This is a genomic window from Bradyrhizobium sp. in8p8 (assembly GCF_000426845.1).
In the GTDB taxonomy this organism is placed as follows: Bacteria; Pseudomonadota; Alphaproteobacteria; order Rhizobiales; family Xanthobacteraceae; genus Bradyrhizobium; species Bradyrhizobium japonicum_C.
Genome location: NZ_AUGD01000001.1, coordinates 520,001 through 535,391 on the forward strand (window position 1 = coordinate 520,001; position 15,391 = coordinate 535,391).

10 protein-coding genes and 2 tRNA genes are annotated in these 15,391 nt (G+C 62.9%); 6 read left to right on the plus strand and 6 right to left on the minus strand.

Translation table 11 applies throughout. The annotated features are described in order from the left end of the window. Positions 1–735: 735 nt before the first annotated feature. Both K408_RS0102465 and K408_RS0102470 read right to left on the minus strand, forming a co-directional pair. Positions 736–811 (minus strand) — tRNA-Ala (locus K408_RS0102465). Between the two features lie 33 nt (positions 812–844). After that, positions 845–921 (minus strand) — tRNA-Ile (locus tag K408_RS0102470). Between the two features lie 1,720 nt (positions 922–2,641). Between K408_RS0102470 and K408_RS41865 the strand changes: the two genes are divergently transcribed. The 4 genes from K408_RS41865 (at position 2,642) to K408_RS0102495 (ending at position 7,812) form a co-directional block, all read left to right on the plus strand. After that, positions 2,642–2,935, plus strand: a complete 294-nt coding sequence (locus tag K408_RS41865) for a hypothetical protein (protein ID WP_155248234.1) — start codon at positions 2,642–2,644, stop codon at positions 2,933–2,935. A 685-nt stretch (positions 2,936–3,620) separates the two neighbouring features. Then, the gene (locus K408_RS0102485) at positions 3,621–5,684 is read left to right on the plus strand and encodes a M23 family metallopeptidase (protein WP_024337304.1); all 2,064 of its coding nucleotides are present in this window, start codon (positions 3,621–3,623) and stop codon (positions 5,682–5,684) included. A 154-nt stretch (positions 5,685–5,838) separates the two neighbouring features. After that, entirely contained in the window at positions 5,839–7,458 is a 1,620-nt protein-coding gene (locus tag K408_RS0102490; protein ID WP_024337303.1) for an NHL repeat-containing protein, read from the plus strand. 87 nt (positions 7,459–7,545) lie between these two features. After that, a complete protein-coding gene (locus K408_RS0102495) occupies positions 7,546–7,812 on the plus strand; it encodes a hypothetical protein (protein WP_024337302.1) in 267 nt (88 codons plus the stop codon). Positions 7,813–7,893: 81 nt separating this feature from the next. Here the strand turns inward: K408_RS0102495 and clpB are convergent, their stop codons facing one another. Next, positions 7,894–10,533, minus strand: coding sequence for an ATP-dependent chaperone ClpB (clpB, locus tag K408_RS0102500; RefSeq protein WP_024337301.1), 2,640 nt, complete (start codon positions 10,531–10,533; stop codon positions 7,894–7,896). A gap of 240 nt (positions 10,534–10,773) precedes the next feature. On the opposite strand from clpB, the gene K408_RS0102505 reads away from it, so the two are divergent. Beyond that, positions 10,774–11,562 carry an MOSC domain-containing protein gene (locus K408_RS0102505; protein ID WP_024337300.1) on the plus strand — a complete coding sequence of 263 codons (789 nt, stop codon included), beginning with the start codon at positions 10,774–10,776 and terminating at the stop codon, positions 11,560–11,562. Positions 11,563–11,678: 116 nt separating this feature from the next. Here the strand turns inward: K408_RS0102505 and K408_RS0102510 are convergent, their stop codons facing one another. Then, complete coding sequence (locus K408_RS0102510) at positions 11,679–12,323, minus strand: TIGR02594 family protein (RefSeq protein ID WP_024337299.1); 645 nt, start codon at positions 12,321–12,323, stop codon at positions 11,679–11,681. Between the two features lie 200 nt (positions 12,324–12,523). On the opposite strand from K408_RS0102510, the gene K408_RS0102515 reads away from it, so the two are divergent. Then, positions 12,524–13,387 carry an alpha/beta fold hydrolase gene (locus K408_RS0102515; RefSeq protein ID WP_024337298.1) on the plus strand — a complete coding sequence of 288 codons (864 nt, stop codon included), beginning with the start codon at positions 12,524–12,526 and terminating at the stop codon, positions 13,385–13,387. 122 nt (positions 13,388–13,509) lie between these two features. Here K408_RS0102515 and metW read toward each other — a convergent pair whose 3' ends face one another. Together metW and metX are read right to left on the minus strand one after the other, a co-directional pair. After that, positions 13,510–14,172, minus strand: coding sequence for a methionine biosynthesis protein MetW (gene metW, locus K408_RS0102520; protein WP_024337297.1), 663 nt, complete (start codon positions 14,170–14,172; stop codon positions 13,510–13,512). Positions 14,173–14,174: 2 nt separating this feature from the next. After that, a complete protein-coding gene (gene metX, locus K408_RS0102525) occupies positions 14,175–15,380 on the minus strand; it encodes a homoserine O-acetyltransferase MetX (RefSeq protein WP_024337296.1) in 1,206 nt (401 codons plus the stop codon). Positions 15,381–15,391: the final 11 nt, after the last annotated feature.

The following is a 15,391-nucleotide window of genomic DNA, read 5'->3' on the forward strand; positions in this document are numbered from 1 at the left end:
TCCGCGTTCGCTCGCCACTACTAACGGAGTCTCTGTTGATGTCCTTTCCTCCAGGTACTTAGATGTTTCAGTTCCCTGGGTTCGCTTGAAACCTCCTATGTATTCAGAAGTCTCATACCTTCTCTTGATAACCGGAAATCCAAAACCTTGCGGTCATGGTCCCGATCATTTCTGGTCGAACCCCAAAACCTAAGGTCTTGGAGTTCCGGCTATCGAAGGTGGGTTTCCCCATTCGGAAATCCGCGGATCAAAGCTTCTTCGCAGCTCCCCACGGCTTATCGCAGCGTAGCACGTCCTTCATCGCCTCTCAGCGCCAAGGCATCCACCGAACACCCTTAAGGCACTTGATTGCTCTCATTATCAATGTCCACACACTCGGCAGAATGCTGTCTGCAGAATTGCCTTGCGGCACGCGCCCTCGATGAACGCTATCTACAGCCGGACATTGACTAGAAAGACCAGCTTGCTTCGTAAGATCGTTCCGATAGCGAGGCGGTCAAGCTTCGCTAAAAGGATCATTTTACAACTCGCATTCAACCTTACGGTTGAAGGCGAGCGCCGAAAATGATCCGGAGATAATGAAGGATCCGCGCAACAACCTGCTGCACGACCCAACTCGGATCGATCTCCTCTTTACGATGTCAGAAAACACGCATCTTGCTGTCTATCCAGACTAGCAGGATGCGAAGTGATGTTTCGCGGACGACGGTACCAGATCTCGGTGATCAAACCATCTGGTGGAGCCAGACGGGATCGAACCGACGACCTCATGCTTGCAAAGCACGCGCTCTCCCAGCTGAGCTATGGCCCCGTAACCAGAAGACGAATGCTCACTCGATGAAAGTGGTGGGCCTGGGAAGACTTGAACTTCCGACCTCACGCTTATCAAGCGCGCGCTCTAACCAACTGAGCTACAAGCCCCTAACGCTATCCTCATCAGGACTAGGGTCTTGCTTGCGCACACCGGCGACCAGCGCCGAATGCAATCGCACAGCGCAGCCCCGGCGCGTGTTCGTCCGCGAAGAAAGAGAAACGAAGACGGCGAAATCCCGCCAATGCAGCTCAACGATCTGGCGATCTGTTGGCCACTGATGTTTCTAAAACGGTTCGATAGAAGCAAGCTTCTGAAGAACCATCCTTAGAAAGGAGGTGATCCAGCCGCAGGTTCCCCTACGGCTACCTTGTTACGACTTCACCCCAGTCGCTGACCCTACCGTGGCCGGCTGCCTCCCTTGCGGGTTAGCGCACCGTCTTCAGGTAAAACCAACTCCCATGGTGTGACGGGCGGTGTGTACAAGGCCCGGGAACGTATTCACCGTGGCGTGCTGATCCACGATTACTAGCGATTCCAACTTCATGGGCTCGAGTTGCAGAGCCCAATCCGAACTGAGACGGCTTTTTGAGATTTGCGAAGGGTCGCCCCTTAGCATCCCATTGTCACCGCCATTGTAGCACGTGTGTAGCCCAGCCCGTAAGGGCCATGAGGACTTGACGTCATCCCCACCTTCCTCGCGGCTTATCACCGGCAGTCTCCTTAGAGTGCTCAACTAAATGGTAGCAACTAAGGACGGGGGTTGCGCTCGTTGCGGGACTTAACCCAACATCTCACGACACGAGCTGACGACAGCCATGCAGCACCTGTGCTCCAGGCTCCGAAGAGAGGGTCACATCTCTGCGACCGGTCCTGGACATGTCAAGGGCTGGTAAGGTTCTGCGCGTTGCGTCGAATTAAACCACATGCTCCACCGCTTGTGCGGGCCCCCGTCAATTCCTTTGAGTTTTAATCTTGCGACCGTACTCCCCAGGCGGAATGCTTAAAGCGTTAGCTGCGCCACTAGTGAGTAAACCCACTAACGGCTGGCATTCATCGTTTACGGCGTGGACTACCAGGGTATCTAATCCTGTTTGCTCCCCACGCTTTCGTGCCTCAGCGTCAGTATCGGGCCAGTGAGCCGCCTTCGCCACTGGTGTTCTTGCGAATATCTACGAATTTCACCTCTACACTCGCAGTTCCACTCACCTCTCCCGAACTCAAGATCTTCAGTATCAAAGGCAGTTCTGGAGTTGAGCTCCAGGATTTCACCCCTGACTTAAAGACCCGCCTACGCACCCTTTACGCCCAGTGATTCCGAGCAACGCTAGCCCCCTTCGTATTACCGCGGCTGCTGGCACGAAGTTAGCCGGGGCTTATTCTTGCGGTACCGTCATTATCTTCCCGCACAAAAGAGCTTTACAACCCTAGGGCCTTCATCACTCACGCGGCATGGCTGGATCAGGGTTGCCCCCATTGTCCAATATTCCCCACTGCTGCCTCCCGTAGGAGTTTGGGCCGTGTCTCAGTCCCAATGTGGCTGATCATCCTCTCAGACCAGCTACTGATCGTCGCCTTGGTAGGCCATTACCCTACCAACTAGCTAATCAGACGCGGGCCGATCTTTCGGCGATAAATCTTTCCCCGTAAGGGCTTATCCGGTATTAGCACAAGTTTCCCTGTGTTGTTCCGAACCAAAAGGTACGTTCCCACGCGTTACTCACCCGTCTGCCGCTGACGTATTGCTACGCCCGCTCGACTTGCATGTGTTAAGCCTGCCGCCAGCGTTCGCTCTGAGCCAGGATCAAACTCTCAAGTTGGACTTGAACTTTGAACCGGCTGATCACAACGTTTGACGAGGTCCCACCATTATCGACCGAAGTCGATGTGCTGCCTGCGATTCACATCGCTGGCAACGATGGTGTTTCCTTTAAAACGTGTACCGCCGAAGTCTTTCGTCCGGTCTCGATCAGAAAAGCCGAAGCTTTCCAGAAGCGAGACCCGCAAGGACTCCGCCGTCCACGTTTCTCTTTCTTCATCTTCACTTGTCAAACAGCCCGGGACCGTGGAGGCCCCAACCTTCCGGCTTGGAAGGGTTCCGACACCCTTACCGACGATGAATGACTCCAACCGACTGGTGTCGATTGTTGTGTCACTCAACAAGGTGAGGAGCATCAGTGGCGCGTTCGCTCGCCTTGGTCAGTGACCCGGCGGCGCCGCGCTCAGTGGTTGGGGTTATAGGCCCCGCCTTCCGGGCTGTCAACGCCAATCGTCAACAAATCGTCGCACAGCGGGATGACGAAAAAAATTGCGTGTTTGCAGGCACTTAGGAAGACGCTGGGCGGACGAACCGAGTTCGCCCGAAGAAAAAACTGAAAAAAAGTTTGGGCCCTGGAGGGCTCCGCAGGGCCCATGGGACGGGCTCACGGCGCCGCGCCGGGGCTGCCCCTGGCGCCGTCCGCTTCAGCAAGTATTTTCCATGTCAGGCGCCGTACTTGAGCCACATTCCCGCGGCGTTCTGATAAGAGACAAGCTTGAATCGCGGGATGCCTGTGGGGGCTGCCGGCGATTTTCATGGGGTCAGAGGAAGGCGATCTTGCAGATGACGCGACCTTCCTTCGGCGTTCGAGAGACATCGAGAGAGCTTTATCCGTCCAGTTGTTCGTAATTTCGGCCGGCCCCAGCGAAGGGGCTTTCTGAGCGCGGACGCCTGTGCGGCTTGCCTTTTCCGGCGATCCCCCTTGAAGAGGGCGACCAGGGAAAAGGTTCGAAGCGAGCTTTCTCGGGGTCGTTGATTGGGGGACTTGGGTTGAACCACAGGACGTCACGCGGCACTTTCGGGCGCGAGACCGGGATCATCGATCTCGGCCACGAGCCGCCGCTGTCCGTCGATGGCTCCGAAGCCGCCGTGATCGACCGTCGCCGCGTCTCGGTGCAATGGTTCAGTGGGACAATTCTGACCGGACTCTGCGGCGCAGCCCTGATCGGCGGCGCCGTTTTCGCATCGCTCGACGGCGAAATGACCTTCGCCAAGGTGCCGGAGCGGGTCGAAGGAGCGCTGCGCGGTGCATTCGGCGCCGCCGATCGCGCGGCCACGCTGCACAAGAGCGATCGCCTGCCGCCGCCGAGCGAATCCACGGCCTCGCGCAACATCGTGCGCGTCTCGACGGTTGCCCGCGTCGGTAGCCGCGACGTGATGCGGGTGCGCCCCTTCGTCCGGATCGCCGGCAATTTGTCGATGACGACGAGCGACCTGTCGGCGAAGATCCCACCGTTCAACGCCCAGCGCCTGCTCACCGATGTCGGCTCCGATCCGAAGACGGCATCCGACGATCCCAACAATCCGGAAGCCGTCGAGCCCGACGCGGAAGTGTCCTTCGTCACCAAGGACCTGTCGGCGGTGCTGCCGAAGGCCAAGATTTCCGCGGTGGTGGCGCTCGACGATATCCTGATGCGGGTCCGCGACGCCGCCAACTGGCGCGGCAATGGCGGCGTGCGTTACGCCTCGCTTGCCAATGCCACGGCCGACGTCTCCGGCGCGACCGGCCCCTCCGACATCAAGATGGCCTACGCCACCGAAACGTCCTCGTCCGATCCCTATGCCGGTTTCGAGACGCGCGTGGTGCCGGAGAACGTCACGCTGCTGCCCAAGACCAAGGAGCAGATCACCGGCGGCAATCCCAACGGCGAACGCGTCCACATGGTCAAGAAGGGCGACAGCGTCGCTGGCGTGCTGCGCGATCTCGGCGCGACCGCCGAGGAGATCAAGGCCATCACGGCGACGCTCGGCCCGCGCGGCCGCGATGGCGGCCTCAAGGAAGGCGAGAAGCTCCGCATCCTGATGGCGCCCGCAAGCCCCGGCGCGCGCCTGCAACCCTACCGTGTCGTCATCGCCAACGAGACCATGGTCGAGGCGATTGCCGCATTGTCCGATCTCGGCAAATACGTCGCGGTCGACGTCTCCAGCATGAATACCGTGGCGGACGCTGCGGCCAACGCCAGCAGCGACGACGACAGCGATGACGACGGCTCCGGCGTGCGCCTCTACCAGAGCATCTACGAGACGGCGATGCGCAACAAGGTGCCGATGCCCGTCATCGAGGACATGATCAAGATCTACTCCTACGACGTCGATTTCCAGCGCAAGGTGCAGCCGGGCGACTCGTTCGATGTTTTCTACGCCGGCGAGGACGAGGGCGTGACGTCGAGCGAAAAGAACGAGGTGCTGTTCGCCTCGCTGACCGTCGGCGGCGAGACCAAGAAATACTATCGCTACCAGAGCCCCGACGATGGCGTCGTCGACTACTACGACGAGACCGGCAAGAGCGCGAAAAAGTTCCTGGTCAGAAAGCCCGTCAACAACGCCATCATGCGCTCCGGTTTCGGCGGCCGCCGTCACCCGATCCTGGGCTATGTGAAGATGCATACCGGCGTCGACTGGTCCACCTCCTACGGCACGCCGATCTTCGCCTCCGGAAACGGCATGATCGAGAAGGCCGGCCCCGAGGGCGGCTACGGCAAGTACATCCGCATCAAGCACGCCAACGGCTATGAGACCGCCTATGGCCACATGTCGGCCTTCGCCAAGGGCATGGAGCCCGGCAAGAAGGTGCGGCAGGGCCAGGTGATCGGCTTCGTCGGTTCGTCGGGCCTGTCGACCGGTCCGCACGTCCACTACGAGATCCTGGTCAACGGCCGCTTCGTCGATCCGATGCGCGTGAAGCTGCCGCGCGGTCGTTCGCTGGAAGGCCCGATGCTGGCAAGCTTCGAAAAGGAGCGCGACCGGCTCGAGGGCATGATGAGCGGCCGTGGCAGCGCCATCGCCCGCATGTCGGACGCAACGGGCGGTCCCTTGCAGGTCACCAACCGGTAGGTCGGCAACGCCGATTTCGACGGACATTTTCGAACAAGATTTCAAACGATGACGCGGCACAGCGAGGCGCGCTTGGCGGTGTCGCAACGTCAAGTTTCGTTTGCCAAAGCCGCAGCACGGGCGAATACTTTCCAAAAAAACGGGAGGTCTCGCCATGAAGAATGGGCTCGCCTGCGCAGCTGTCGTCGCTGCGCTGCTCTCAGCCACGACCGCTTCGGCCGGCGGCTGGGAGGTCACAAGGCTTGTTCCAGGCTCGGCCTTCCACGGCGTGCACGGGCTCGCGGTCGACAAGGCCGGCCATTTGTTTGCCGGCAGCGTCGCGGGCGCGGCGCTCTACGAGGTCGACATTGCCAGCGGTAGCGCCAAGGTTGCAATCCCGGCGCCGGTCGGAATGGCCGACGACATCGCGTTCGCGCCCGATGGCACCATGGCCTGGACCGGATTTCTCGCCGGCGAGCTCTATGCACGCAAGGGCGACGGCCCGATCAAGAAGCTCGCGAGCGGCCTTCCCGGCATCAACTCGCTCGCCTTCCGCAAGGACGGCAGGCTCTACGCCACCACCGTCTTCCTCGGCGACGCGCTTTATGAAATCGACGTCGAGGGCATCAAGCCGCCGCATCAGATCATGGAGAAGATGGGCGGACTCAACGGCTTCGAGTTCGGTCCCGACGACAAGCTGTACGGTCCGCTCTGGTTCAAGGGCCAGGTCGCCAAGGTCGATGTCGACAAGGCGGAGCTGACCGTCGTCGCCGAGGGCTTCAAAGTGCCGGCCGCGGTGAACTTCGATTCCAGGGGCAACCTGTTCGTGATCGACACCGCGCTCGGCCAGCTCGTCCGGGTCGACCCCAAATCGGGCGCCAAGGCCACCGTCGCGCAATTGAAGCCGTCGCTGGACAATCTCGCCATCGACGGCAGGGATCGCATCTACGTCTCCAACATGGCCGACAACGGCATCCAGGAGATCGATCCGGCGACCGGCCAAGCCAAGCAGATCATCATCGGCAAGCTCGCGCTACCCGGCGGGATCGGCGTCACCTCGGAGAACGGCAAGGACACGATCCACGTCGCCGACGTGTTCGCCTATCGCACGGTGGACGGGGCCACCGGCGAGGTCACCGAGAAGACGCGCATGCATGCCGCCGGCAGGACGCTCGAATACCCCATGAGCGCGACGGCGAAGGGCAACGACGTGATCCTGTCGAGCTGGTTCACCGGCACCGTGCAGGTCATCGACGGCAAGACCGGCGCGACGCGAGACATGCTGCACGGCTTCAAGGCACCACATGACGCGGTCGTGCTCGCGGACGGCAGCATCCTGGTGGCCGAGCTTGGGACCAAGTCACTGGTCAAGGTGAGCGGTGAGCATGGCAAGGATCGCGTCACACTGATCGGCGATCTCGAGGGACCGGTGGGGCTGGTCCGCGGCGCCGGCGACGAGGTCTACGTCACCGAAGCCTTTGCCGGCACCGTCTCCAGGATCGACGGCAATGGCAAGAAGGCGCTGGTCGCCAAGGAGCTGAAAATGCCCGAAGGCATCGCGCGCACCAGCGACGGCCAACTGATCGTGGCGGAGGTCGGCGCCAAACGGCTGATCGCGATCGCACCGGAGAGCGGCAAAATCACCGAGATCGCGGCCAATCTCCCGATCGGCCTCACCGGCGCCCCTGGCGGCCTGCCGACGCATATCCCGACCGGCGTCGCCGTCGGTGCAACGGGCGCGATCTACTTCAGCTCGGACGTCGAGAACGCGATCTACAAGGCGGTGAAGAAGTAGGAGCGCTCGTGCAGGTCCGCCGCGCGGAACCTGCGCGCCGGTTCTCGGTTAGACGCAGACGGAAGCCGACCAGCAGGAGAATCGCCCATGACGCGCCTCTCACGCGACGATGTCGTCAAAGCCGTGGACCGCGCCGACGATGTCACCATTGCCCAGATCATCGGAACAGGCGCGACCGCTGAGGAGCTCGCCGAGGCCCAGGCCTGGCTCGCCAATGACGAGCCCATGATCAACGATTTGCGGCCGCTGGCGCAGGGACGGGTGCGCGAGTTGGTTGATATTCTGTCGGAGCTGGAAGAGGACGACGAGGAGGCTGGACCGGCGAAAGCGGGCTCAGCGCCCGCAGCCGGCTAGGACTGCGCGCAACCTTCACCAAACATAATTCGCCCCGGAGAGGCGAAACCTCTCCGGGGCGGGTAATCGCGGCATTGCCGATCAATTCAGCTTGCGCTTCGCCACCGGCGCCTCGAACTGCGCAATCTCGGCGGTCTGCGGCGCCTTGCCGTTGAAGGTCAGCACATTGCCTTCGGACGAGATCGCAACGCTGTCGCCGTCCCTGACGTCGCCGGCGAGGATCATCTCGGCGAGCGGGTCCTGGAGATAGCGCTGGATCACCCGCTTCAGCGGCCTTGCACCGTAGGCGGGATCCCAGCCCTTGGCGGCGAGCCAGTCGCGGCCGGCGGCATCGAGCGTCAGCACGATCTTGCGATCGGTCAGCAGCTTCTGCAGCCGCGTGAACTGGATCTCGACGATGCGGCCCATCTCGCTGCGCTGCAGGCGGTGGAACAGGATGATCTCGTCGACGCGGTTGAGGAATTCGGGGCGGAAGTGCCCCCGCACCATTCCCATCACCTGCTCGCGCACCGCCGAGGTGTCCTCGCCCTCCGGCTGGTTCACCAGATACTCCGAACCGAGGTTCGAGGTCATGATGATCAGCGTGTTGCGGAAATCGACGGTGCGGCCCTGGCCATCGGTCAGGCGGCCGTCGTCGAGCACCTGCAACAGGACGTTGAAGACATCGGGATGCGCTTTCTCGATCTCATCGAACAACACCACTTGGTAGGGCCGGCGCCGTACCGCCTCGGTGAGCGCGCCGCCCTCGTCATAGCCGACATAGCCCGGAGGCGCGCCGATCAGCCGCGAGACCGAGTGCTTCTCCATGTATTCGGACATGTCGAGGCGGACCATCGCGGTCTCGTCGTTGAACAGGTACTCCGCCAAGGCTTTGGTCAGCTCGGTCTTGCCGACGCCGGTGGGGCCCAAGAACATGAACGAGCCTGTCGGCCGGTTCGGGTCCTGCAAGCCCGCTCGCGAACGGCGCACGGCGGTCGCGACCGCACGCACGGCCTCGGCCTGGCCGACGACACGCTGCCCCAGCTGCTCCTCCATCTTGAGAAGCTTCTCCTTCTCGCCTTCCAGCATCTTGTCGACGGGCACGCCAGTCCACCGCGAGACCACCTGCGCGATGTGGTTGGCGGTCACCGCCTCCTCCATCATCTCGCCGGAGTTCTCCTTGGCCTCGATGTCGGCTAGCTGCTTCTCGAGCTGCGGGATGCGGCCATAGGCCAGCTCGCCGGCTTTCTGGAATTCGCCGCGCCGCTGGGCGTTGGCGAGTTCGACACGCAGGCCATCGAGCTCGGCCTTCAGCTTCTGGGCATCGGAGAGCTTGCTCTTCTCCGCGCTCCAGCGCGCCGTCAGGGCAGCCGACTTCTCCTCTAGCTCGGCAAGGTCCTTCTCCAGGGTCTGGAGCCGGGACTTGGAGCCGAGATCGCTTTCCTTCTTCAGCGCCTCCTGCTCGATCTTGAGCCGAATGATCTCGCGGTCGAGCGAATCCAGCTCTTCCGGCTTGGAATCGACCTGCATCTTCAGCCGCGCCGCGGCCTCGTCCATGAGGTCGATCGCCTTGTCCGGCAGGAAGCGGTCGGTGATGTAGCGGTTGGACAGCGTCGTCGCCGCAACAAGCGCGGAATCGGTGATCCGCACGCCATGGTGCTGCTCGTACTTGTCCTTCAGGCCGCGCAGGATCGAGATAGTGTCCTCGACCGAGGGCTCGCTGACGAAGATCGGCTGGAAGCGCCGCGCCAGCGCCGCGTCCTTCTCCACGTGCTTCTGATACTCGTCCAGCGTGGTCGCGCCGATGCAGTGCAGCTCGCCGCGAGCGAGCGCAGGCTTGAGCAGGTTGGAGGCGTCCATCGCGCCGTCGCCCTTCCCGGCGCCGATCAGCGTGTGCATTTCGTCGATGAACAGGATGAAAGTGCCCTCGCTCCCGGTCACTTCCTGGAGCACGGCCTTCAGCCGCTCCTCGAACTCGCCGCGGTACTTCGCACCGGCGATCAGTGCGCCCAGGTCGAGCGAGAGCAGCTTCTTGTCTTTCAGGCTCTCCGGCACGTCGCCGTTGACGATGCGCAGCGCAAGGCCTTCCGCGATGGCGGTCTTGCCGACGCCGGGCTCGCCGATCAGCACGGGATTATTCTTGGTCCGGCGCGACAGCACCTGGATGGTGCGGCGGATCTCCTCGTCGCGGCCGATGACCGGATCGAGCTTGCCGTCGCGCGCAGCCTGGGTCAGGTCGCGGGCATATTTCTTCAGGGCGTCATAGGCGTTCTCGGCGGTCGCCGAATCCGCGGTGCGGCCCTTGCGCAACGCCTCGATCGCCGCATTGAGGTTTTGCGGGGTGACGCCGCCCTTATTGAGGATCGTGCCGGCCTCGCTGGTCTTCTCCAGCGTGAGGCCGAGCAGCAGCCGCTCGACGGTGACGAAACTGTCGCCAGCCTTCTCGCCGGCCTTCTCGGCCGCGTCGAAGGTGCGGGCAAGCTCCGGCGCGAGGTAGATCTGCCCGGCGCCACCGCCGGAGACCTTCGGCACCTTGCCGAGCGCGTCCTCGGTCGCCTTCAGGATTGCACGGGAATTGCCGCCGGCACGGTCGATCAGACCGGCAGCGAGGCCCTCATTGTCGTCCAGCAGGACTTTCAGAACGTGCAGGGTGGAGAATTGCTGGTGCCCCTCGCGCATCGCGAGCGACTGCGCAGACTGGATGAAGCCCCTGGAGCGTTCGGTGTACTTCTCAATGTTCATCTTTTCTGTCCCTCGGCCTGCCCTTGGGGCCCTCTCAGGCACCCCAATACGGCATCTTCATTGGGTTTCCGCTGTCCGCATTGACGTTTCTCAAGCGGGAACGGTCGTGTTTTGCCGACGTTGCCGCCGGCCTGAGGCAGATGTGGGAAGCTGGGGGCGGGTGCGAAAGAGGCAAGTTCACAATTTCGTGCGCTTGTGGGACGGCTTGGCGCAGACAGGCCGAATCCCTTAAGTAACGGCATGATAGACAGCCACATTGCCGAGATTACCGGTCTCTACCGATACCCGATCAAGGGCCTGACGCCCGAACGCCTGTCGCGGGTCCCTCTGCGGGTCGGCAAGACCCTGCCCGCCGATCGCCGCTACGCCATCGAGAACGGCCCGAGCGGCTTCGATCCTGATGCGCCCCAGTGGAAGCCGAAAATCCAGTTTCTGATGCTGGCGCGCAACGAGCGGCTGGCTGAACTCGATACCCGGTTCGACGACGCCAGCCATGTGCTGACCATCCGCAGGGACGGCAGAATCGTCGCGAGCGCGGACCTCGAGACCGCCGCCGGACGTGCGGCCATCGAGGCCTATTTCAGTGAGAACTTCCAGCCGGAGCTGAAGGGCCCGCCCAAGGTTCTGTCCGGCCGCGACCACAGCTTCTCCGACGTCGCCCGCAAGGTCGTCTCGATCATCAATCTCGACAGCGTCCGCGCGATCGAGAACATGCTGGACGGCGTCGCCGTGCATCCCCTGCGCTTCCGCGCCAATCTCTACGTCAAGGGCTGGCCGGCCTGGTCGGAGCTCGACCTCGTCGGCCGGACGCTTGCGGTCGGGCAGGCCCGGCTGCAGGTAGTCAAGCGCATCGTCCGCTGCCCGGCCACCAATGTCGATCCTGAAACGGCCAAGCGCGATCTCGAGATACCACCGACGCTCTCGCGCCATCTCGGCCACATGGATTGCGGCATCTACGCCGAGGTCATCGCCGACGGTGACATTGGCGTCGGCGATGCGGTGGCGGTGGAGGAGCCGAAGCTGGTGTGAGCTGCTGCGCCGGCTGCGCACACTCCGTCATTGCGAGGAGCGATGCGACGAAGCAATCCAGACCATTTCCGCGGAGGGATTCTGGATTGCTTCGCTCGCAATGACGAGGCGTCACCTCAATTGGGCATCACATACGCATAGATCCGGCCGCGCGAGACAGGCGCTTCGCGGACGCGGTTGCCGCTGTTGCCGGAGATCATGATCGGATTGCCCTGCGCATCGATGCCGGTGATGATACCGACATGGCCGCCCCGGCGCCCGCGCGACATCACCGCGATGGCGCCGACCTGCGGGCCGGACACGCGCGTGCCGTAGCGCGCGAAAGAGCTCGCCATGTCGGAGCCGGTGCCCTGATGGCCGGTCTGTTGCAGCACCACATTCATGAAGCGCGCGCACCAAAGTCTGCCGCGCCCGGTCGGATTGCCGCCGAGATAGCGGCGCGCTTCGGACACGAGACCCGATCCGCCGCCGAAGCCGCCGTTCATCCCCGCACCGCCGGCGTTGGCATTCGGATCATAGCTGGCCTGGGTGTTGGCGAAGCCACTCGCCTGCAGCTGTGCCGCGCTCCGCGCGAAGCGCGAGCTGCGTGCATGATGGCGGTGATGATGATGTCTGGCGTGGTGCACGTGACTGTGCCGCTCTGCGCTATGACGATGAAGCGGCCGTGCCGAGGCCGGAGAAACGAACGCGGTGACCGCCGCAAAGAAAAGCGCCAGCGCGACAACACAACGCGACAGGCGAAACGCAAACAACTCAACCATTCTTCATCCTTCGTTACACCCCACTTTCCCGATCGGCCCGTGCGGTGGGCCAAACATGCAGGCGCGTATCAGAATCCGGATGTGGCGAGATCAAGACACGTTCTTGGAGATTTTGCGCGGAGGTTAACGGTGCTAGAACTCGCATGCGTGAACTGCAGAACGGCATTCCAATGCCGCAGCACTCTCAGGGAGCAAACCCGATGCCTTACGCCATGACGAGGGACAAGTGCCGACTTTATTTCGAGGAAGCCGGCAGCGGCACGCCGATCATCTTCCTGCACGAATTTGCGGCCGACTACACCAATTGGGAGCCGCAGATGCGCTACTTCTCGCGCGGCCATCGCTGCATCACCTATTCGGCGCGCGGCTATACGCCGTCGGATGTGCCCGACGGCGAGGTCTACACCTACACGCATTTCTACTCCGATGCGCTCGCGGTGCTCGACCATCTCGGCATAGATCGCGCGCATCTGGTCGGCCTGTCGATGGGAGCCTATTCCTCGCTTCAGATCGGATTGAACGCCCCGCAGCGCGCCTTATCGATGACGCTCGCCGGCGTCGGCTCCGGGTCGGAGATCGAGAATCTCGAGAACTGGCGCAAGCAGTGCCGCGCCAATGCCGAGCAGTTCGAGACCCTCGGCTCCGTCGAGGTCGCAAAGATCACGCGCGAGGCACCGAGCCGGATTCCGTTCCTGGTGAAGGATCCACGCGGGCATGCCGATTTCTATGCCGCGCTGGCCCGGCACGACGCCAAGGGGTCGGCCAATACGATGCGCGGCTTCCAGGGCGGTCGCCCCTCGATCTACACCATGACGGACGCGATCAGGGGCGTAGCGACGCCCGCACTGATCATCTGCGGCGACGAGGACGATCCGTGCGTCGGGCCGAGCCTGTTCCTGAAGAAGCACCTGCCCGCGGCCGGCCTCGCGATGTTTCCGAAATCGGGCCACGTCCTCAACCTGGAAGAGCCCGCACTGTTCAACGAGAGCGTGGCGCGGTTCGTCACGCTGGTGGAAGCCGGTCGTTGGCCGGTGCGCGATCCGCGGTCGCTGGCGGCGCACTAGAGCGAAGGCGTCGCCAAACACTCCGTCTCGTAGCCCGGATGGAGCGCAAGCGTAATCCGGGACTCTCGAGCGCGGCGCGACCTGCCCCGGATTGCGCTCCGCTCCATCCGGGCGACGGCAAACTATTTCCCGCCGCCCCTGCTCAGCAAGAACACCGCCTGCTCGCCGAACATGTTCCACACCCACCAAGGCAGGTTCAGCGGCACGGGCCGGCCATAGAGATCGAGCGCGACGGAGCGTTCCATCTTGACGTTGATCTCGTCGCAAAGCTCGACGAAATCCTTGATCGTGCAGAAATGGATGTTGGCGGTGTCGTACCATGTCGCCGGCAAGTTCTCGGTGCGTGGCATGTGGCCCCCGATCAGCAGCTGGAGTCGCATCTTCCAGAAGCCGAAATTCGGGAACGACACGATGGCGCGGCGGCCGATGCGCAGGAGATTCTCCAGCACGACACGCGGCTGCCGCGTCGCCTGCAGCGTCTGCGACAGGATGACGTAGTCGAAGGCGTCATCGGGATAATTCACGAGATCGGTGTCGGCATCGCCCTGCACCACCGCGAGCCCCTTGGCGACGCAGCGGTTGACGCCCTCGCGCGACAGCTCGATGCCGCGGCCGTCGATGCCGCGGGTCTCCAGCAGTTGAAGCAGATCGCCCTCGCCGCAGCCGACATCGAGCACCTTCGAGCCCGGCTTGACCATCTCGGCCACCAGCAGATGATCGACGCGATACTGACCGGCCGCCCCGCTCGTCACGCCGTTCAGCGGCAGCACTTCCTGCACAGACATCGCTAGCCGTCCTTTCTGCCCGTGAGCCCGCGGGCCTTCCCGGCGGACTGCAGGAACGCGCGCGAGATGTCGAAGAACTCGGGAACGTCGAGCAGGAAGGCGTCGTGGCCACGATCGGTCTCGATCTCGGCAAACGACACCCGCGCGCTGGAAGCGTTCAACGCGTGCACCAGCGCGCGCGATTCCGAAGTCGGGAACAGCCAGTCGCTGGTGAAGGACACCACGCAGAAACGCGTCTTGATGCCCGCAAACGCCTTCGCCAGCACGCCGCCGTGATCGGCGGCGATGTCGAAATAGTCCATCGCACGCGTCAGGTAGAGGTAGGAGTTGGCATCGAAACGCTCGACGAAGGACGAGCCCTGGTAACGCAGATAGGACTCGACCTGGAAGTCGGCGTCGAACGAGAAGGTCGGCAGATCTCGATCCTGCATGCGCCGGCCGAACTTGCGATGCAGCGCCGCGTCCGAGAGATAGGTGATGTGCGCCGCCATCCGCGCCACGGCGAGCCCGCGATGCGGATGGATGCCGCGATCTGCATAGCCGCCGCCGTGCCAGTCGGGGTCGGCCATCACCGCCTGGCGGCCGAGCTCGTGGAAGGCGATGTTCTGCGCCGAGTGACGCGTCGAGCATGCAATTGCCAGCGCGGAGAACACGCGGGCGGGATAGGCCGCGGTCCATTGCAGCACCTGCATGCCGCCCATCGAGCCGCCGACGACGGCAAACAGCGTCTCGATGCCGAGCCTGTCGATCAGCATCGCCTGCGCGCGGACCATGTCGGGAATGGTGATGACGGGAAAATCCAGGCCCCAGACCTTGCCGGTGGCGGGATTGATCGAGGCCGGCCCGGTCGAGCCCATGCAGCCGCCGATCACGTTGGAGCAGATGATGAAGTAGTGCTTGGGATCGATGGGCCGTCCCGGGCCCACCAGCGTCTCCCACCAGCCCGGCTTGCCGGTGACGGGATGCACATTGGCGACATGTTGATCGCCGGTCAGCGCATGGCAGATCAGCACGGCGTTGGAGCGATCGGCGTTGAGCTCGCCATAGGTCTGATAGGCGATCTGGAACGGGGTGAGATCGACGCCGCAATCGAGCCGCAGCGGCTGCTCGGCGCCGAAATGCGCGACCTGCGAGCTTGGATGATCCACTTCATGCGACCGTTCGTCGGCGCTGATCGCAGGACTGGGTACCGACTTGACGCCAACCATCATCGACCTCG

What these genes read in the sequence shown, in the direction of transcription:
- K408_RS0102510 (WP_024337299.1), bottom strand. Translation starts at nt 12,323, where the DNA reads ATGGTTGAGTTGTTTGCGTTTCGCCTGTCGCGTTGTGTTGTCGCGCTG.
- metX (WP_024337296.1), bottom strand. Translation starts at nt 15,380, where the DNA reads ATGGTTGGCGTCAAGTCGGTACCCAGTCCTGCGATCAGCGCCGACGAA.
- K408_RS0102505 (WP_024337300.1), top strand. Translation starts at nt 10,774, where the DNA reads ATGATAGACAGCCACATTGCCGAGATTACCGGTCTCTACCGATACCCG.
- K408_RS0102495 (WP_024337302.1), top strand. Translation starts at nt 7,546, where the DNA reads ATGACGCGCCTCTCACGCGACGATGTCGTCAAAGCCGTGGACCGCGCC.
- K408_RS0102515 (WP_024337298.1), top strand. Translation starts at nt 12,524, where the DNA reads ATGCCTTACGCCATGACGAGGGACAAGTGCCGACTTTATTTCGAGGAA.
- clpB (WP_024337301.1), bottom strand. Translation starts at nt 10,533, where the DNA reads ATGAACATTGAGAAGTACACCGAACGCTCCAGGGGCTTCATCCAGTCT.
- K408_RS0102490 (WP_024337303.1), top strand. Translation starts at nt 5,839, where the DNA reads ATGAAGAATGGGCTCGCCTGCGCAGCTGTCGTCGCTGCGCTGCTCTCA.
- metW (WP_024337297.1), bottom strand. Translation starts at nt 14,172, where the DNA reads ATGTCTGTGCAGGAAGTGCTGCCGCTGAACGGCGTGACGAGCGGGGCG.